We start from the raw sequence: 19,170 nt of genomic DNA, 5'->3' as shown, positions 1-19,170 counted from the left end.
AATGAGAAATGGCAGAATGGAAAAAAATTGAGGCGGATCAGTTCAATGAGAGCCCGTTTCGCATGATTGGCAAAGAATGGATGCTTGTAACGGCGGAGAAAGACGGAAAAGTAAACGCCATGACCGCTTCGTGGGGTGGCATGGGCGTGATGTGGGGCAAAAATGTTGCGTTTGTCGTAATACGTCCGACAAGATATACAAAAGAGTTTATCGACGCCTCAGAAACTTTTTCACTTGCTTTTTTACCTGAGAAATACCGCAAACAGCTCAGCTATTTTGGAACTGTTTCAGGGCGTGACGAGGATAAAATCCAAAAAGTTCAGTTCAGCGTATCACATGAAGGGGCAACACCGTATTTTGACGAAGCAGACACGGTGATGATCTGTAAAAAGCTGTATGCGCAGAAATATGATCCCGCTTGCTTCATCGAGCAAGGGATTGATGAAAAATGGTATCCTGAAAAGGATTACCATACGCTTTATATCTGTGAAATTGAAACGATATTAAAAAAATAAACGAATTTACATAAGAAGGCCGGATTGTTCCGGCTTTTTTTGTTTCAAAGCTCGTCCTGTATCACAACACGATTTTTACCATTGGCTTTTCCAAGATAAAGCCTTTTATCCACACGCTTGATCAGATTTGAGAAATCTTCGCCATCGGTGCGCTCGCAAACACCAAAAGTAATTGTAACATGGAAAGGTTTTCCTTCGTAAATAAAGGTGAATCGATCAACGCCTTCGCACAACTCAGATACTTTCAGGCATGCCTCGTCAAAGGACAGGGAGTGAAACAAAAACAAAAATTCTTCTCCACCCCAACGGCAAATATAGGAAAAGCCAATACAACAATTTTTCATGATGGAGGCGACTGTCTTCAAAACGTAATCTCCACAATGATGCCCATAAGTATCATTGATGATCTTAAAATCGTCAATGTCACCCATTGCAAGAATAATGGTTTGATGTTTATAGTCGCCCAATTTATCAAGGAAACAATGGCGGCTCAAAAGCCCGGTGAGTTGGTCATAATTGGCAAGCGAGCTTAGGCTTTCGTTTTGATCCTCCAGCTTTTTCTTTGTAACGGAAGCGGATACGTTGGATGCAAATGCGGCAAATAGAATAATGATAAAGCTTGCGCAGATGTTGTAGACATTCAGCCCTGTCAGGACGGATTGGCTCAATGGGGGATAAATTCCGCTACTGCTAAAATAGACCTTCAACAGGAGAAAAAGCAGCAACTCGCCGCAGGAAAATAAATAGGGAATCCATTTGTGGTCAAAGGGGCAAAAGTACACCAAGGACGATATTGCTATCAGATACAATTCAATTCCGGTATTACTTCCAAGCAATAGATAAGTGACTGAAACAAAAATACATACTTCAAGATGGACAAGAGATACCGCGACACGATAAAAACCATGCTTTACGATCTGGCTCATTGCGATATAAAAACATACGCTTATGATATTATAAATACAAAGCTCCCAAAAAGAGAGAAAGGCAAAAATAACGATAAATGAGAGATGAGCGGCCAGTGCAAGCAGAATAATCTGAAAATATGTTTTTCGAGCGTAGGTTTCTTCAGTATGGATTTGCGAAGTTCGAAAAATTTTCATTGCTTTTATCTGCCTTTTTATTTTTCCTGTAATGTATGTATATTATAGAAGATAACGATTAGAAAAGCCAGAAAAATCGCTCTATAAAGTCACGTTTTATTAAAAAACAAGTGTATAGTCATACCTTGCGGCCGTAACGAGCACACAATGATACAAATGAGACTCAACACAATTCTCAGAAGGTGGGATATACGAATTTTTCCGGGAAAAAAATGTAGTTTTCAGAGTTAGAAAATTCATCATTTATCAGGGATCAAGCCACGGCCGGTCCCAACAAAAAAGTCCCATGCTTTGCATGGAACTTTTTTGTTGGTGCGGTAGATGGGACTTGAACCCATACGTCATAGACACACGCCCCTCAAACGTGCCTGTCTGCCGATTCCAGCACTACCGCGCGACAAATGATATTATATTATATCAGATTCATGAAGTCAAGAAATTTGATGCAAACTTATCTGCCTTTTTTCTTTTTTTTCTGTCTGTTCCGCTCAACGCGCGAACCGACATGGGGAATACGCGCGCCGGAGGACGGTGTTTCCATGCGGCTTTCTTCCGTATGCAGGGAAGAAGGCGGCGTTTGCTCCTGGCTTGGAGCAATCGTTCGCTCATCTTGTTGCGGCACATATTTACTGATGTCGCCATATGGACGGTTTTGCATATCCCGCGACAGGCCGGAATTTTTTTGTTCGTTTTCAAGACGGCTGGAAACGTCGGACGTTTCCCCCGCAGCAGAGACAGGGGATGTGGATTCGGCAGCCTGATCTTTTTCTTCTGGGCGGCTTATATTCAGATTGCGCAGTGCCTTCTGCTTACGGCTCTTTAAAAGAATGATCAGAATAATGATGATGGCGACGATAACCATGATGCCAACCACATATAAAAAGAAATAAGGATCATTGTTGTAAGCATTTTGAAGCTTTGCGCCAATGCTGCTAAAAAAGTTTTCTTCCGTTGGTGCAGGTTGGGACGCAGGCACTACGCTTGCTGTAGCCGTGGCGGTTACGGTCGGAAGGGCAGACGCCGTAGCAGTAGGCTCTGGCGTCGTTGCGGTTGCAGGAACGGCGTCTGAGAACTGCAGAGTATTCATAATGCCGGATACAGCTGTGCCATATGTATTTCCTGCATCATTTTTGTAGATGGCGGTAACTGTATACAGTTGATTGTTGCTGATGATAAAGTAAATCTTTGTTGTAAGCGTATCGTCTCCGGTTAACCCTCCCTGTAAAGTCAGGGCCTGTTTACCATTTAATGATTCAGTCGAATAATTACTGAAGGAATAATCCGCGCCATATTCTGCTTTTTTTGTAGAGACAATCTGATCGAGCTGTCCCTGTGTGAGCTGAGAAATATCGGTGATTTCCGGAACAGGCGCTGAATCATTGGAAGGCGAAGCAGATTCTTCCGAAGCGGAAGTATCGCTTGCCACGTATGTTGAAAGCGGCTCGGCAATCATCTTAACCGAGTAAGCAAACGCATTGTCTGGCGTATAATAACAGATGCTGAATTGAACGTCCTTGTTATCAGGATTAACGGCATTGAGTAATTCTTCACCCATATTAGAACCGGCAGGCGTGTAATAATAAAGTCCGGCCTCCTCTGGAATATCAACAACGAAATAATTTGCGCCGTCGGTATAAGGAGCGGCAAAGGCAGTAAAGGGAAGAACAAATAATATGATTGAGATAATAGCAATCGTAAGTTTTTTCAAAACAAAACCTCCGTGTGATTTCCTTAAGGTCAAGATACGGTACTTAATTTTGTCCCATTATAAACTATTTTCACCTTATTTTCAATGAAGAGCAGCTTTTGTTATCATAAAAAATCCTTTCCATCATTTTACGGAAAGGATTTGTGGCAGGATTCAGATATGGTGCTTTTTTTGTTTTCGCATCAATTTTTCGCGCTTCAGGAACTTTTCATCGAAATCATTTGTCTGTTTCACAATTACGTTACTCAGTACAAGCAGACATATAAGATTGGGAATCGCCATCAGTCCATTAGCAGTGTCCGAAAAATCCCACACAATTTCAAGCGTGGTTATCGCGCCGATAAAAATAACAGCTGCAAAAATACAGCGGTAAACAACACGCGCTTTAGGGGAACGCGCCAGGTATTCAAGGCTCTTTTCACCGTAATAGCTCCAGCCCAGAATGGTTGAAAACGCAAACAGGATAAGGCCAATCGTTACGACATATCCGCCTACCGGGCCAAGCGTGTTCGTAAAAGCGGTAATCGTTAGGGAAGCCCCGGTAACAAGTTCGCCATTTGCATCCAGCGTGCCAAGCGCACCGGAACAGGCGATCGCAAGCCCGGTCAGCGTACATACGATGATCGTATCAAAAAAGGTTCCGGTCATGTTGATGTATCCCTGACGGCTTGGATGATCCGTTTTGGCCGCAGCAGCGGCAATGGGCGCGCTGCCCAGTCCGGCTTCGTTGGAAAAGACTCCGCGCGCAACGCCAAAACGCATGGCTGTTGCAAACGAAAAACCTGCAACGCCTCCCAGAATGGAATTTGGCGAAAATGCGCTTTCCATAATCTGCGAAAGACCTGCGGACATATTGCCTGCGTTTATAATAATAATGATAAGGCAGCCAACTCCATAAAAAACTGCCATGACAGGAACAATTTTAGAAGATACTTTTCCAATCGACTGGATACCACCCAAAAGAACAATCCCTACGAGTACTGCAATCACAAGCCCGGTGATCCAGGTGGGAATCGAAAATGTGTTTTTTACTGCGTCGGCAATGGAATTGATCTGTGTCAGGTTTCCAATTCCAAAAGAAGCGATCACAGCAAAAACAGCAAAAGCTCCTGCAAGAATTGTACCAAGCCATTTGATTGTAAAACCGTTTTTGATGGAAAACATTGGCCCGCCGGACATTTCGCCGTTTTGGTTCTTCTCGCGGTAAAAAACGGCAAGGACGGATTCGCCGTATTTGGTAGCAAGGCCAAAAAGGGCGGAAATCCACATCCAGAACAAAGCGCCCGGGCCGCCGAGCGTCATAGCGGTCGCTACGCCGACGATGTTGCCGGTGCCGATTGTAGCTGCCAGGGCTGTCATAAGGGACTGGAACGGGGAAATATCTCCCGCGTCGGCATTGTCTCCTTTTCCAAGGCTGTGTCTTGAAAAAACCTGCCTTAGCGCATAGCCTAAATTACGTATCGGTTTGAACCGCAGGCGGATCATCAAAAAAATACCGGTTCCCACAAGGAGAACAAGCATGACCGGTCCCCACACGAAATCGTTGACTTTGCTTATTATGTCTGCGAAAGTCATAACTAAAAACTCCTGTTTGTTTATTTAAGGGATAAAGTTCGTTATTCATATTATACAAAAAGTGTTTCACTGTCAAATAAGCGGTGGTTGACAGAGCCTTTTAAAAGGAATATAATCATATTAAAAGTGAATAAATCTTCGGGGCAGGGTGTAAATCCCTACCGGCAGTATAGCCTGCGAACTCTTGAAAAAGAGCCGATACGGTGTGATTCCGTAGCCGACAGTTATAGTCTGGATGAGAGAAGAATAATATGGTCACATATGATTTCCGGGGATTATTTATTCACGGAAATTTTTTTGTGGAGGTATTACTTATGAATTCACTCGTAGAAAAACCCAAATTTACAACGCGCAACATTACCTCAATCGCGGTAATGGCGGCACTCTCAATCGTACTTGTGTATCTGGTCAGGATACCGATGTTCCTTCCTTTTCTGGAATACGATCCGGCAGACATTCCGATTTTTATTACGGCGTTTGCATTTGGGCCGGGCGTAGGTTTTATTTTAACGGTCATCGTATCGGTTTTACAGGGGCTTACAGTAAGCGCGTCTTCCGGTGTGATCGGAATATTGATGCACATCGTGGCGACGGGATCGTTTGTGCTGGTTGCAGGTAATATCTACAAACGCAATAAAACGAGAAAAAATGCGGTTGTCGCCCTTGCGGTAGGCGTGGCAGTATGGACGGTGATGATGGTCGTGTGGAATATTATTATTACGCCGATTTTTATGGGCGTTCCGCGCGAACAGGTACTGACCTTGATTGTACCGGCGATCCTGCCGTTCAACCTGATCAAAGCGGGTATCAACGCAGCCATCACGTTTGCATTGTATAAATCGGTTGGAAAGCTTTTCCGGATTCCGGAAACACCGCCAAAAAAGCAGTGCACTGCTGAAGAGTAACACAGGCAGCAGAGAAGATTACTGATGCGACTTGCATAATTGCCGTTTTTTCGCTAAAATATAACAGGCGATATATTTTATCAAAATTTGATTTTAGCGAACGTTGCCCAAAAGCAAAAGGAAACCGGACGTTTATGCAGGAATATTTCAGTGACAGTGAGCAAAATACAAAAGAAATTGCAAAAAAGCTGGCTTTCCATCTGGGTAAGGGCAGCTTTCTTGCCGTTTATGGAGATCTTGGCGTGGGCAAGACAGCATTTGTGAAAGGGCTTGCGGAAGGGCTCGGCGTATCAGAAAATATTGTAAGCCCTACATTTACAATTCTGAGGGCGTATGAAAGCGGGAAGCTGCCGCTCTATCACCTTGACGTGTACCGCATTGCAGACGAGGACGAATTATTCGAGATTGGCTTTGACGATTATGCTGAAGGGGATGGCATATGCGTATGTGAATGGGCGAATCTCATCCCGGACGCGCTCCCTGAAAAGCGGCTGGATATCACCATTGAACGGATCAGCGATCATGAGCGAAGAATCGTGGTTGAAGAGGTAGCGGCATGAGGGTTTTAGGAATCGATACAACGGGAAATACGCTTTCTACAGCTGTAAGCGAGGATGGTATATTGCTTTCCGAAGTGTATATCAATACGGGAAAAAAGCATTCAAGAACATTGATGACGGCTGTGAATAATGTGCTTGCCGATGCGGAATGCGAAGTAAATGATATAGACGTTTTTGCTGTTGCGGCAGGGCCCGGTTCATTCACGGGAATACGGATTGGCGTAGCTGCCTGCGCGGCAATGGCTCATGCCGCTGGAAAACCTGCGGTTGCGGTCAATACGCTTGAAGCGCTGATTAAAAACGCAGGACGTTTTGGCAGTATTGTATGCGCGGTGATGGACGCCCGCAGGGGCGAGGTATATACGCTTGCAAAACAGGGGGACAAGGTAGTTGTGCCGGAATGTGCGGTTTCGCTGCATAAGCTTTTGACGGAGCTTTTGCCGGATGAGCGTGTTGTATTTGCAGGCGACGCCGCCTTGAATTTTGACGAGATAATTCGCAGGGAGCATCCGGACAGCGTTTTTTTACCGCCGCAGTTTATTATGCAGCGCGCTTCTTCTGTATGCGAGATTGCTTATGAGGAAAGCTTGAAGGGAAACCTGCTTTTTTATGATGGACTAAAGCCCCATTACCTGAGAGAAAGTCAGGCGGAACGGTTAAGGAAGGAAAGAAATTGAGAGAACTGAAGGACATTGTCATTCGGCGCGCGCGAAGGGAAGACCTGGAAGACATCCATTATTGTGAGAACAGCAGCTTTGATTTGCCATGGTCTTACGCGATGCTGTACGACGATATTATTGAAAATGACAACACGGTTTACCTTGTCGTGGAAAAGGACGGCAGGATCATTGGTTATGGTGGAATGTGGATCATTTTTGACGAGGCGCATATCACAAACGTATGTATTTTGCCTGAGTATCGCGGAGCAGGTTATGGATACCGGCTGATGCAGGAATTGATCGAGGTATCCAAGGAGTTTGGGGCGGATGCTATGTCGCTCGAGGTGCGCGTCTCAAATAAAACGGCTATGAAGCTTTATAAAAAATGTGGTTTTTCCGTTCACGGTATCCGTAAGCGCTATTATTCCAACAATGGCGAGGACGCGTATGTAATGTGGACAGAGCGTGGGCCGGGGCTTGAAACCAGCGTAGGCCAGTAATTATAAGTATACCATGCGGAGACGCAAACAATAAATGACTGGAAGAGGAACAGGAGGAAGAAAATAGATGCAGAAAATCAAAATGCCCGTCCCCCTCGTGGAAATGGACGGAGACGAGATGACCAGAATTATATGGGATATGATCAAGCAGGATCTGATCCTTCCCTATATTGACCTGAATACAGAATACTATGATCTTGGACTTAAATACCGCGACGAAACGAACGATCAGGTAACCTATGATGCGGCGAATGCAATCAAGAAATATGGCGTGGGTGTGAAATGTGCAACAATTACGCCCAACGCACAGCGTGTTGAGGAATATGGATTGAAGGAAATGTACAAGAGTCCAAACGGGACGATCCGTGCGATTCTTGACGGAACAGTTTTCCGCGCGCCAATCGTAGTCGATGGTATTTCGCCTTCGGTGAAAACCTGGAAAAAACCAATCACTATTGCGCGTCATGCGTACGGGGACGTATACCGTAATACGGAATACCGCGTGCCTGCAAATACAAAATTTGAGATGATCTTTACAACGGATGGAAAAGAAACGCGTTTACCCGTTTTCGAATATGAAGGCGGCGGGGTAGCGCAGGGCATGTATAATACCGACAAATCAATCAGCAGTTTCGCACGCAGTTGTTTCAACTATGCGATCGATACCAGACAGGACTTGTGGTTTGCGACAAAGGATACGATATCAAAAATCTATGACCACACGTTTAAAGATATCTTTCAGGAAATATTTGATGAGGAATACAAAGAAAAGTTCGATGAACTGGGAATTGAATACTTCTATACGCTGATTGACGATGCGGTAGCCCGTGTGATCCGTTCTGAAGGCGGATATATCTGGGCATGTAAGAATTACGATGGCGATGTCATGAGCGATATGGTGGCGACTGCGTTTGGAAGCCTCGCAATGATGACGTCCGTGCTCGTTTCACCTGATGGAAATTATGAATACGAAGCTGCGCACGGCACTGTGACAAGGCATTATTACAAGCACCTTGACGGCGAAGAAACATCTACAAATTCAATGGCTACAATTTTCGCATGGTCCGGAGCGCTCAGAAAACGCGGCGAGATGGATCAAAACGATGCGCTTGTAAAATTTGCAGATGCGCTTGATAAAGCATCGATCCGTACGATTGAGGAAGGCGTTATGACAAAAGACCTTGCGCTTTTGTGGGAAAAGGGAAACAAAAAGGTTGTCAATACCCATGGTTTTATCAAAGAAGTTGCAACGCGACTTGATCAAGAGCTAAAGGAGATCATGTAATATGGCGTTATACGAACAATGGAAGCAGTTGGCGCAAATGGCGCAAACGCCTCAGCAACAGCAGGCATTCTGGGATGATTACTTTGCCGCCGAAGCAGACGTCTATGAAAAAATCCTGGATGATACCAGCATAATCTATGAAGGTACGGAAAAAGAAGTTGCCGGGCAATTCGAAATGGATCCGGTTGTATTTTGCGGTTTTATTGACGGGATCAACACCAGCCTGAAAAAAGAAATCGATATCGACAGTCTGGAGGAAGATACGCCAATCAAGCTGGATATCGATTTTGAAAAATTGTTTTTTAATATGAACGACGCCAAAGCAAAATGGCTGTATACGCTTCCTCAGTGGGATAAGGTTTTGACGAAAGACAAGCGTGATGAAATCACGCGCGAATGGCGCGCTTCCAAACAGGCCGTAAGTGAGAAAACGGTAGGAAGAAATGATCCTTGTCCGTGCGGCAGTGGGAAAAAGTATAAGAAATGCTGTGGAAAAGACAAATAGACCTTGTTTTTACAAGCAGATGTGGCAGCTGCAGCAAAGGCCGGCTTTCGAATGAAGGCTGGTCTTTTTTATATGATGAAACCATGTAAAACGAAATACAATAAAATTGCCTTCTGTGTAATGAAGGAGTATAATTATAGCATTATTGATAAGGGAAGATATTTGCGGGATTGGTTTGTTTATGGCAGCTGCAAAAATCAGGAAACAGGTTTGAATTGTTCAAAAGGAATTTTCCACAGCAAAAATTGTTGTCGTGTGTTTATATGTTTGATTGTTGTATGTATTTTTTTTGCGGCCTTCCCAAAAGCGGTATATGCGAATAAAAACGAATACAATACAGTGCGGGTTGGGTATCCGATGCAGACGGGCCTGACCGAAATCGACGAAAATGGAAACTATTCAGGATACACCTACGAATACCTGCAGGAAATGGCGCAATATAACGGTTGGAATTTTGAATTTGTTACCGTGGAAGGCACACTGGATGAACAACTTACAAAATTGCTGGATATGCTTGGAAAAGGCGAGATTGACATCATGGGTGGAATTGTATATAGCGACGAGCTTGCGCAGGTGTATGATTATCCTGGCTACAGCTACGGAACGGCATATTCCACACTTAATGTTTTGCAGGAAAACACCAAAATTAATGAAGCAAATTACCAATCGATAAAAGATTTAAAAATTGCGCTCCTGTCAAAAGCGAAAAACAACAATGCAGCGCTCGAGCAATTCTGCGAAATGAATGGTATTTCACCACAGATTACTTATTGCGATGACGAGCAAAGCATGATGGAAATGCTTTCTAATGGCACTGTGGACGCCGTGCCGGGAGTAGACATGAGCCCGATGAACGGGACGCGTGCAATCGCAAAATATTCTCCCAAGCCTTATTACTTCATAACGACCAAAGGAAATTCACAGCTTGTCAATGAAATCAGTTCAGCTATTTTAAGGGTGAATGAAGCAGATCCATATTTTTCTACAACGTTGTATGAAAAGTATTTTGAAACAAAAAACGATACGTTGATATTCTCTGATGAAGAACAAGCATATATCGATCAGGCCGGTGTAATCTATGTCGGAGTTCCATTGGGGCGTGCGCCCATTCAGTATATGGAAGAGAATACGGGTGAGCTAAAGGGAATTTCAAAAGATATATTCGATCATATTGCGGAAAGCACTGGACTCAAATTCGAGTTTGTCCCAGTTGGCAGCTATGATGAATTGCAGCAGATGATGCAGGAAAAGAAAATAGATGTGATTGCGGGCGCAAACTATGATTACAATGCTGCGGAAGAGCAGGAACTGTCGCTTACACGTCCTTATCTTACTTCACAGATTATTATGGCGGTAAATAAAAACGTTGATTCCGATCATATCAAAGGCAAGAAGCTTGCTCTACCGGATGGTGTTGTCTATGAAGGAAAGTATGCAAGCGAAGTACAACGCTACCGGTCGCCGGAGGATTGCCTGCAGGCTGTCGCAAAGGGCGATGCAGACTATACATATGGTAACGGTCATATTTTTCAATATTACGCCAACCAATCGCAGTACGGAAACCTGTACCTTGTGCCGCAGTCTGATTTGACAGAGAAGGTCTGTATTGGAGTGCTCAAGCCTGCGGATGTCAGTTTATTAACGATTATCAATAAAGCGGTACGCAATATTCCTGATGAGACGATGAACGAAATCATGAACAAGAATACCGTTATGCAGCCGGAAAAGATTACTCTGACGGCTTTTCTGGATTCCAATCCAAGGGAGGCGGTTTTGTCTGTCAGTATCTTTGCCGCAGTTATAATCGTTATTTTGATTGTATATTTCAATCGGCGGATGAAGCTTTCCAGAAAACTTATGATCGAAAACGAGCGGTATCTGCAGCTTGCGGAATTATCCAACGAGTATATTTTTGAGTATGACTACACCAAAGATGTATTGAAGCTGTCTGAAAAATGTGCAAAATATTTTAACGTGGATCGGGTAACGGAGCATTACAGCAAAACCATGGAGCATTTGCCTAAGGCGCAGGAGATGATGTGTGCGTTCGAAAATGGAAATAAAAATGAAATGGTCGAGGATATGGAAATGATGCTCCCTGACGGCAGTAAGCGGTGGATACGCGTTACAGCAAAAGTGATTTCTGACTTCAATGGAAAGCATGTGCTCACAGTTGGGAAAATATCGGATATCCAGAAGGAATGGGAAGAAAAGAAAGACCTTTTGTTGAAGGCACAAAACGATAGCCTGACCAATATATATAATGGAGCGACCTGCAAAAAGCTGATCAATGAGCATTTGCAGCATTCGTCTGAAGAAACGCCGGGCGCGCTTTTTGTTATGGATATTGACAATTTCAAGAGAATTAATGATAAATATGGGCATTATACCGGAGATAAGGTATTGATCAATGTTGCGGATATTATCCAGAGGGTATTTCGTAAGGATGATATTGTCGGCCGCCTGGGCGGGGATGAGTTCCTTGCGTTCATGAAAAATGTCCGTAACAGGGATATGGTTGTAAACAAATGCGAAGCTTTACGCAGGGAAATAAAAAAAGATATTGTTTTGGGGCAGGGAGAAGCCGCAACGCTAAGCATGGGGGTTGCTTTTGCCCAAAAAGGGCAGGATTATATGATGCTTTATGAAAAGGCCGATACAGCTCTCTATGTTGTAAAAGAACATGGCCGCAATGGCTTTGAAATCGTCTGATTTGTTTTGCTGCAAGATAGCGCCGGGCTTCATAAAGCTACGGTGCTTTTTTTGCTTCCAGGGAATAAAAATGTTTGCGTGACCGTGGAAACGTCAATAAACATAGAAAGCATTATCGTATGAATTTTCATGAAATGCTATACTTTTAATGACAAAAAATATATAATGAAGGTGTAAATAAATCTATGGAGAAAAGCTTATGAAACGAGGAAATGGGATACTGTTACACATATCGTCCTTGCCGTCTCCATATGGTATTGGTACGCTTGGGAAAGCGGCGTATGATTTTGTAGACGCCCTGAAAGCCGCCAAACAATCCTATTGGCAGGTATTGCCATGTACTCCAACCGGCTATGCCGATAGTCCCTATCAGGGAACGAGCGCATTCGCCTACAACCCTTATTTCATTGATTTTGATATGCTGGCGGAGGATGGCCTCCTTCAAAAAAGTGATTATGACGGTCTCTCCTTTGGTGACGATGAATCCTGTGTTGATTACGACGCTCTTTTTCGTTTAAAGATCGATATTTTAAAAAAAGCCTGTAAAAAAGGGATTGAGAAATATACGCAGGAATTTTCGGCATTTCGAATTGAAAATTCAGGTTGGCTGTTTGATTATGCGATGTTTACCGTACTGAAAAAACACTTTCACTATCTTCCTTATCAACAATGGGATGAATGTGTGATCGAGCGGGATCCTGCCACAATCATGGAATTGACGCAAACTTATGAAAAAGAAATTGAATGCGTCGAATTTATGCAGTTTTTATATGAGCGGCAGTGGTTTGCACTCAAAGAATATACAAATGCAAACGGAATACAGCTGATTGGCGATATTCCGATTTATTTGTCCGGAGACTCCGCGGAAGCGTGGGCGCATCCAGAGCTTTTTGTAAAGGATGGCAGCGTGGCAGGCACGCCGCCGGATTATTTTTGTGATACTGGCCAGCTATGGGGAAATCCGCTTTACGACTGGGATTATATGCGCGAGCATGGCTACGAATGGTGGGTGCGGCGTATGGCGCGCAGCCTTACCCTGTATGATGTACTGCGTATCGATCATTTCAGGGGCTTTGAAGCATATTTCAAAATTCCAAAGGGTGGTACGCCCAAGGATGGGGAATGGGTAAAAGGGCCTGCGGGCGCGCTTTTTGATGCGATCAAAACTGCGCTTCCCATGCCGCCGATCATTGCTGAGGACCTGGGACAGATTGACGACAACGTCAAAGGCTTCCTTGATTACTGTGGCTTCCCGGGGCTGAAAGTACTTCAATTTGCGTTTGACGAACAGGACAGCACTTATTTGCCGCACAATTATCCGCGCAACAGCGTTGTTTATACTGGCACTCATGATAATGATACGACAAAAAGCTGGTTTTTACATCAGGATGAGGAAACCAAAGAATATCTTTTCTCCTATATTGGGAAAAGTACGGAAAACGACATTGTGGAAAAACTGATTCGGCTTGCGATGATGAGCGTTTCAGACATAGCGATTATTCCAATGCAGGACGTTTTGAATCTGGGCGGTGAGGCGCGCATGAATTATCCGTCAGTGGCGCTGGGGAACTGGAAATGGAGGCTTAAGAAGGGACAATTTTCACAAGAGCATATTAAATGGATGAGAAAGCTGACGGAAACGTATGGAAGGACAGAGGTTGAAAATCAATGCTGAAATCGAAAAAGGCACTTGGGGTTTTCCTGATCATTACGCTTATCTTAATTTTGGGCATACAGGTATCCTGCTTTGCGCAAAGTTCAGACGCGCAGTCAGGAGATGAAATTATTGGTGATACGCGGCAGATGCTGGAAGCAATCAGCCTCGGAGAGCAGGACAAAATTGCAGAAATGGTGACCGAAGACGTGAAATCAGGACTTAGCGCTGAGGTGGTCACACAGATGAGGGACTACCTTAAGGGAACCGTGCAGGATATTGCGGTCTCTGATGTTGCGTTTTCGACGCTGAATGCACAGGACGGAACGCCGCTTGAAACGAGAAGCGCAGACGTTGTGGTTACGACAGACCAGGATGAGTATCACATCAATGTAACGCAGATCAATCAGGACGGAAATTGGCAGTTTCACGTGTTTAACCTGATTAATTCAAGTGATTATGCCGCGGTTACGCAGGTAGAGAACGATCAGTCAAGGATGATGCAGGGCGTGATGGTTGCGGTGACGGTCATATTCTATGCTGTGATTGCGTGGGCGATTGTTGCCTGTATCCGTGCAAAAATCAAGATGAAATGGCTGTGGATTATTCTCATCATCCTGCTGTGCATCTGTATTACGGTTGCGTCGAATGGAGCGGGCATTGTTCGGGCAACGGTATCCTTTAATATTTATATCGCGTCATTTTCAAGCGCTTATTACTTCATGAACGGTGGATATCAGCTTAATTTCATCCTTCCGGTTGGAGCGGTACTGTTCCTTGCACTGAAAAGAAAGCTTGAAAAAAACTATCGTGAAAAGCTTGCGGCAGAGCAGCATACGATGTCTGAGGCAGCGGCGTTCGGACGTGAAGAGGAAGAGAATGGACAAACAAAATAGTAATAAGCCCAACAGGGATTATAATAATTTTTAGTAATGAAAAACGGAGGGTAAAAGTATGAAAATTGATTTTAACCATATGTTGCAGGCAAGCATAGGAGAGCATGGTATCTCAGGACAGGAAATTGAAGTCATGGCAGCCAGGGTGCCGCAGGTACATAAAAATATGTGCGACAAAAAGGATGCGATGGCGTGGAGGAATCTCCCGTATAACCAAAGCTCGGTTGTAGAGGAAATCAACAAAGAAGCAAAACGGATCAACGATCACTTTGAAAATTTTGTAGTGTTGGGAATTGGCGGAAGCGCGCTTGGATCAAAAGCCCTTTTTACGGGCGTGAAGCATCTGAAATATAACGAGCTTTCCCGTGAAAAACGCGGCGGCGTAAGGTTTTATGTCGTTGATAACGTAGATCCGGACGGAATCAATGCCCTGTTTGACGTTATTGATGTGAAGAAAACATGCTTCCATGTAATCACAAAGAGCGGAAACACAGTGGAAACAATGTCGCAGTTTATGATCGTTCTGGATAAGCTGCAAAAGGAGATGGGCGATCATTTTAAAGACAACATCGTCTTCACGACGGACAAGGAATCCGGCATTCTGAAAAAGATATCCAATCAATATGGCTTTAAAACATTTACCGTGCCGGACGGCGTTGGCGGGCGTTTTTCCGTATTATGCCCGGTAGGTCTCCTCTCCGCCGCCGTGCTCAATATCGATATCAACGAGTTGTTTGCAGGGGCAAAGGAAATGGATGCGGCATGCACCAAAGAAAGCCTTTGGGAAAATCCGGCCTATATGTACGCTCTGCTTTATTGTACGGCAATGAATAAAGGAGTCAATATCTCTGTTATGATGCCATATGCAGACGGTCTGCTGAACATGGCTGAATGGTACGCCCAGCTTTGGGCAGAATCTCTTGGAAAACGCTATGGAAACGATGGAAGCATTGTAAATAAGGGGCAAACACCCGTTCGTGCGCTTGGCGTAACAGATCAGCACTCCCAGATACAGCTCTATGCGGAAGGCCCGTTTGATAAAATTATTTCTTTTATCGATGTGGAGAATTTCCATACGCAGCTCAAAATTCCGCAAGCGCCAATCGACATGCTGGACGCGGCATATCTGCAGGGGCAAACGGTTAATAAGTTGATTGCGTCTGAAATGCGCGCTACGGAATATGCGGTTACGCAGGCAGGCAAGATGAACATGCGTATTACATTGCCGGAAATGAACGCAAAGGAGATTGGCGCATTATTCTTCTTCCTTGAGATGGCGACGGCTGCGGCGGGAGAATTCCTCGACATCAACGCATTTGACCAGCCGGGCGTTGAAGCAGGAAAAATTGCGACCTTCGCATTGATGGGCAGGGAAGGCTATGAGGAGAAGGCGGCGGAGCTCAGCAAGGCTTCGGGAAAGGATGATCAATTCATCTACACGGTATAAAACGACTGAATCAGGATATTGAAAAGAGGCGATGATCAAGTGAAAGAAAAATTCTTGAAATATTTGCCGGAAAATGATATTTATTTATTTAATATTGGTCAGGCGCAGAAAGCGTATGAGTTTTTTGGATGTCACTATATCCATGAGCTTAAAATGCACCGGTTCTGCGTGTGGGCGCCAAATGCCAGGAACATTAGCCTCGTGGGAGATTTCAACAGCTGGAATGCTGCTGAAACCCCCATGGAGCTGTATAAAAACGGCGTATGGGTATGCTTTGTTCCCGGTCTTAAGGATGGGGAAAATTATAAGTATATGGTTCATGGCTATGATGGCAGCACTGTTTTGAAGGCGGATCCGTTCGCATTTCACTGCGAAGTGAGACCGCAGACAGCGTCTAAAGTGTGGGACCTTGGCGGCTATGAATGGCATGATGATAAATATGTCCAGCGCAGGATCAAAAAAAATGTGCTGGAAAATCCGGTTTCGATCTATGAGCTGCATATCGGTTCATGGCGCACAAAGGAAGGCTACCGCTTTCCGAGCTTTCGGGAGGTGGCGGACGAGCTTGCAGACTATGTAAACGATATGGGCTATACGCATATCGAGCTTATGCCGGTTGCAGAGCATCCGTTTGACGGATCGTGGGGCTATCAGGTAACTGGTTTTTATGCGGTTACATCACGATATGGTACCCCGCAGGATTTTATGTATTTTGTGGATAAGATGCACTCGCGTGGTATTGGCGTCATCATAGACTGGGTACCCGGGCATTTCCCAAAGGACGCACAGGGCCTTGCGAAATTTGACGGTACGCATCTTTATGAGCATGAGAATGTACTCCAGCGGGAACATCCGCAATGGGGAACGTTGATTTTTAATTACGGTCGTCCGGAAGTGGTCAGCTTTCTGGTTTCGAATGCAGTGTTCTTTATGGACCAGTTTCATATAGACGGGCTGCGCGTGGATGCCGTTACATCGATCCTCTATCTTGACTATGCCCGCGACGGGTATTTTGTACCCAATGAGGAAGGCGGCAATATTGATAACCACGCGGTTGAGATGCTCAGGCGGGTAAATAGCGTAGTCCTTACGAAATACGCGGGGACTATGACCATCGCAGAAGAAAGCACCGCTTATCCGATGATCACAAAACCGCCATATGACGGCGGTCTGGGATTTACTTTTAAATGGAATATGGGATTTATGCACGATACGCTTGCGTATATGAGTATGGATCACTATTTCCGCCAGTTTGACCACAATAAAATGACTTTCTCCATGTTTTATGCCTTTCGCGAAAATTATATTCTGGCTTATTCTCATGACGAAGTTGTTCATGGGAAGAAATCAATGGTCGACAAAATGTTTGGCGATTATTGGCAGAAGTTTGCATCGCTGAGGGCACTGTATTCCTTTATGTTTGCACACCCGGGCAAAAAACTGATGTTCATGGGAGATGAATTTGCACAGTTTATTGAATGGGATTATAAGAAACAGCTCGATTGGTTTTTACTGGAATACGAGTCGCATGCAGGGATGCAGAAATTTGTAAAAGAATTGAATGAAGTCTATACGGGAAATCCGGCCCTTTACAGGATCGACGACAGCTGGGAGGGGTTTACATGGCTCAACGTGGACGATGCGGAGCGCAGCACGTTTGCCTTTATGCGAAGCGCAGGGGAAGAACGCATAATCTGCGTCGTAAACTTTACGCCGGTGGTAAGGGAAAATTATTGGGTTGCGATCCCGCAGGAAGGAAAGCTGGAGCTGCTTCTTAACAGCGACGAAAAGAAATACGGGGGCTCGGGCGTCGGGCCTGAGCAAATAATTAAAACACAAAAAAAGGGTATTAATAAGATGGATTATAGCGCAGCAATGACGCTGCCACCGCTTGGAGCGGTTTATTATAAATTCACCTTAAAAAAGTAAGGGGATGACGAAAAATGTTTAAGAAAAGAAAATGTGTGGCAATGCTGCTCGCCGGCGGGCAGGGAAGCAGGCTTGGAGTACTCACAAAGCATCGCGCAAAACCTGCGGTGACATATGGGGGAAAATACCGCATTATTGATTTTCCACTTTCTAATTGCGTGCATTCCGGCATCGATACGGTTGGTGTGCTGACGCAGTACGAACCGTTGGAATTAAACGCATATATCGGTACGGGAGCGCCTTGGGATCTTGACGGAATTACCGGCGGGGCGTTCGTGTTGCCGCCATATGTGAAAGGAGAACGTGGCGAATGGTATACCGGTACCGCAAATGCGATCTACCAGAATATCTACTTTATCGAGCAGTATAACCCGGATTATATTCTGGTGCTTTCCGGCGACCATATTTATAAAATGGATTACAGCCAAATGATCAGTGCGCATGAAGCGAATAAAGCGGACGCGACGATTGCCGTAATCGAGGTTCCAATGGAGGAAGCCTCGCGTTTTGGTATCATGAATGCGGATGAAACGTTGAGGATCAATGAATTTGAGGAGAAACCCAAAAAACCAAAAAGCAACATGGCCTCTATGGGCGTGTATGTGTTCAGTTGGCAAAAAATACGTGAATACCTGGTTGCGGACTCCAAGGATGAGAAATCGAGCAATGATTTTGGAAAGAACATCATTCCCAAAATGCTGGATAACGGCGAACGGTTATTTGCATATCCCTATAAAGGCTACTGGAAGGATGTTGGTACCATCAATTCCCTTTGGGATGCAAATATGGAGCTTTTGCACGATAGCCCCGGTCTTAACCTCTACGACGACGCGTGGCGTATTTTCTCGCGAAATCCAAATAAGCCGCCGCACTTTGTGGATCAAAACGCAAAAATTAAAAATTGCCTGATTTCAGAGGGCTGCTATATCTATGGCGAGGTAGAGAACAGTATCCTTTCCGCAGGAGTCACGATTGAAAAGGATGCGTTTGTAAAAGACAGCATTATTATGCAGGATACTATGATCAAAAAGGGCGGCAGGGTGCTTAAAAGCATTGTGGACGAAGAAGCGGTCATTGAAGAGAATGCAGTTGTCGGCGGTGAGAAAGAGATCACGGTAATCGGCAGCAAGGCAGTGATCAAAAGCGGCGCGCAGGTTGGTGAGGGCGATAGCGTTCCTGCCAAGCGAACCATAAAAGCTGCGAAGGGAGGGGCCTGA

At 44.7% G+C, this 19,170-nt stretch carries 16 protein-coding genes, 1 tRNA gene and 1 riboswitch; of the genes, 13 read left to right on the top strand and 4 right to left on the bottom strand.

The window, feature by feature from the left end; genetic code table 11:
• Window positions 1–8: 8 nt before the first annotated feature.
• Complete coding sequence (locus tag CHK_RS01340; RefSeq protein WP_046442191.1) at window positions 9–515, top strand: flavin reductase family protein; 507 nt, start codon at window positions 9–11, stop codon at window positions 513–515.
• Window positions 516–559: 44 nt separating this feature from the next.
• Here the strand turns inward: CHK_RS01340 and CHK_RS01335 are convergent, their stop codons facing one another.
• The 4 genes from CHK_RS01335 to CHK_RS01320 form a co-directional block, all read right to left on the bottom strand.
• On the bottom strand, window positions 560–1,441 hold the full coding sequence (locus tag CHK_RS01335) for a GGDEF domain-containing protein (RefSeq protein WP_160295564.1): 882 nt from the start codon (window positions 1,439–1,441) through the stop codon (window positions 560–562).
• A 487-nt stretch (window positions 1,442–1,928) separates the two neighbouring features.
• Window positions 1,929–2,012: transfer RNA gene (locus tag CHK_RS01330), tRNA-Leu, on the bottom strand.
• A gap of 57 nt (window positions 2,013–2,069) precedes the next feature.
• Window positions 2,070–3,326: a hypothetical protein gene (locus CHK_RS01325; RefSeq protein WP_046442190.1), complete on the bottom strand. Its 1,257-nt coding sequence runs from the start codon at window positions 3,324–3,326 to the stop codon at window positions 2,070–2,072.
• A 153-nt stretch (window positions 3,327–3,479) separates the two neighbouring features.
• Window positions 3,480–4,901, bottom strand: coding sequence for an alanine/glycine:cation symporter family protein (locus CHK_RS01320; protein WP_046442188.1), 1,422 nt, complete (start codon window positions 4,899–4,901; stop codon window positions 3,480–3,482).
• 130 nt (window positions 4,902–5,031) lie between these two features.
• Window positions 5,032–5,152, top strand: a riboswitch (FMN riboswitch).
• 63 nt (window positions 5,153–5,215) lie between these two features.
• Here CHK_RS01320 and CHK_RS01315 point away from each other — a divergent pair.
• From CHK_RS01315 to CHK_RS01260, 12 genes are all read left to right on the top strand, one after another.
• Window positions 5,216–5,806, top strand: coding sequence for an ECF transporter S component (locus tag CHK_RS01315; RefSeq protein WP_046442282.1), 591 nt, complete (start codon window positions 5,216–5,218; stop codon window positions 5,804–5,806).
• Between the two features lie 134 nt (window positions 5,807–5,940).
• A complete protein-coding gene (gene tsaE / locus CHK_RS01310; protein ID WP_046442187.1) occupies window positions 5,941–6,366 on the top strand; it encodes a tRNA (adenosine(37)-N6)-threonylcarbamoyltransferase complex ATPase subunit type 1 TsaE in 426 nt (141 codons plus the stop codon).
• Window positions 6,363–7,043 carry a tRNA (adenosine(37)-N6)-threonylcarbamoyltransferase complex dimerization subunit type 1 TsaB gene (gene tsaB / locus CHK_RS01305; RefSeq protein ID WP_046442186.1) on the top strand — a complete coding sequence of 227 codons (681 nt, stop codon included), beginning with the start codon at window positions 6,363–6,365 and terminating at the stop codon, window positions 7,041–7,043. Before tsaE ends, tsaB begins: the two co-directional genes overlap by 4 nt.
• Window positions 7,040–7,525: a ribosomal protein S18-alanine N-acetyltransferase gene (rimI, locus tag CHK_RS01300; RefSeq protein WP_200896511.1), complete on the top strand. Its 486-nt coding sequence runs from the start codon at window positions 7,040–7,042 to the stop codon at window positions 7,523–7,525. The genes tsaB and rimI overlap by 4 nt, the downstream gene beginning before the upstream one ends.
• A 67-nt stretch (window positions 7,526–7,592) precedes the next feature.
• Entirely contained in the window at window positions 7,593–8,810 is a 1,218-nt protein-coding gene (locus CHK_RS01295; protein WP_046442185.1) for an NADP-dependent isocitrate dehydrogenase, read from the top strand.
• A 1-nt stretch (window position 8,811) separates the two neighbouring features.
• On the top strand, window positions 8,812–9,315 hold the full coding sequence (locus CHK_RS01290; RefSeq protein ID WP_046442184.1) for an SEC-C metal-binding domain-containing protein: 504 nt from the start codon (window positions 8,812–8,814) through the stop codon (window positions 9,313–9,315).
• 339 nt (window positions 9,316–9,654) lie between these two features.
• The gene (locus CHK_RS01285; protein ID WP_160295563.1) at window positions 9,655–12,027 is read left to right on the top strand and encodes a diguanylate cyclase domain-containing protein; all 2,373 of its coding nucleotides are present in this window, start codon (window positions 9,655–9,657) and stop codon (window positions 12,025–12,027) included.
• A gap of 199 nt (window positions 12,028–12,226) precedes the next feature.
• A complete protein-coding gene (malQ, locus tag CHK_RS01280; protein WP_046442183.1) occupies window positions 12,227–13,702 on the top strand; it encodes a 4-alpha-glucanotransferase in 1,476 nt (491 codons plus the stop codon).
• The gene (locus tag CHK_RS01275; RefSeq protein ID WP_046442181.1) at window positions 13,696–14,577 is read left to right on the top strand and encodes a hypothetical protein; all 882 of its coding nucleotides are present in this window, start codon (window positions 13,696–13,698) and stop codon (window positions 14,575–14,577) included. The genes malQ and CHK_RS01275 overlap by 7 nt, the downstream gene beginning before the upstream one ends.
• A gap of 58 nt (window positions 14,578–14,635) precedes the next feature.
• On the top strand, window positions 14,636–16,024 hold the full coding sequence (locus CHK_RS01270; RefSeq protein WP_046442180.1) for a glucose-6-phosphate isomerase: 1,389 nt from the start codon (window positions 14,636–14,638) through the stop codon (window positions 16,022–16,024).
• Window positions 16,025–16,063: 39 nt separating this feature from the next.
• Window positions 16,064–17,953, top strand: coding sequence for a 1,4-alpha-glucan branching protein GlgB (gene glgB / locus CHK_RS01265; protein WP_052740129.1), 1,890 nt, complete (start codon window positions 16,064–16,066; stop codon window positions 17,951–17,953).
• A 14-nt stretch (window positions 17,954–17,967) separates the two neighbouring features.
• The gene (locus CHK_RS01260) at window positions 17,968–19,170 is read left to right on the top strand and encodes a glucose-1-phosphate adenylyltransferase (RefSeq protein ID WP_046442179.1); all 1,203 of its coding nucleotides are present in this window, start codon (window positions 17,968–17,970) and stop codon (window positions 19,168–19,170) included.

This window comes from Christensenella hongkongensis, from assembly GCF_000981035.1.
In the GTDB taxonomy this organism is placed as follows: domain Bacteria; phylum Bacillota; class Clostridia; order Christensenellales; family Christensenellaceae; genus Christensenella; species Christensenella hongkongensis.
This window is presented reverse-complemented; position numbering and strand designations above follow the sequence as displayed.

What these genes read in the sequence shown, in the direction of transcription:
- CHK_RS01340 (WP_046442191.1), top strand. Translation starts at nt 9, where the DNA reads ATGGCAGAATGGAAAAAAATTGAGGCGGATCAGTTCAATGAGAGCCCG.
- CHK_RS01335 (WP_160295564.1), bottom strand. Translation starts at nt 1,441, where the DNA reads ATGAGCCAGATCGTAAAGCATGGTTTTTATCGTGTCGCGGTATCTCTT.
- CHK_RS01320 (WP_046442188.1), bottom strand. Translation starts at nt 4,901, where the DNA reads ATGACTTTCGCAGACATAATAAGCAAAGTCAACGATTTCGTGTGGGGA.
- CHK_RS01315 (WP_046442282.1), top strand. Translation starts at nt 5,216, where the DNA reads ATGAATTCACTCGTAGAAAAACCCAAATTTACAACGCGCAACATTACC.
- tsaE (WP_046442187.1), top strand. Translation starts at nt 5,941, where the DNA reads ATGCAGGAATATTTCAGTGACAGTGAGCAAAATACAAAAGAAATTGCA.
- tsaB (WP_046442186.1), top strand. Translation starts at nt 6,363, where the DNA reads ATGAGGGTTTTAGGAATCGATACAACGGGAAATACGCTTTCTACAGCT.
- CHK_RS01295 (WP_046442185.1), top strand. Translation starts at nt 7,593, where the DNA reads ATGCAGAAAATCAAAATGCCCGTCCCCCTCGTGGAAATGGACGGAGAC.
- CHK_RS01290 (WP_046442184.1), top strand. Translation starts at nt 8,812, where the DNA reads ATGGCGTTATACGAACAATGGAAGCAGTTGGCGCAAATGGCGCAAACG.
- malQ (WP_046442183.1), top strand. Translation starts at nt 12,227, where the DNA reads ATGAAACGAGGAAATGGGATACTGTTACACATATCGTCCTTGCCGTCT.
- CHK_RS01275 (WP_046442181.1), top strand. Translation starts at nt 13,696, where the DNA reads ATGCTGAAATCGAAAAAGGCACTTGGGGTTTTCCTGATCATTACGCTT.
- CHK_RS01270 (WP_046442180.1), top strand. Translation starts at nt 14,636, where the DNA reads ATGAAAATTGATTTTAACCATATGTTGCAGGCAAGCATAGGAGAGCAT.
- CHK_RS01260 (WP_046442179.1), top strand. Translation starts at nt 17,968, where the DNA reads ATGTTTAAGAAAAGAAAATGTGTGGCAATGCTGCTCGCCGGCGGGCAG.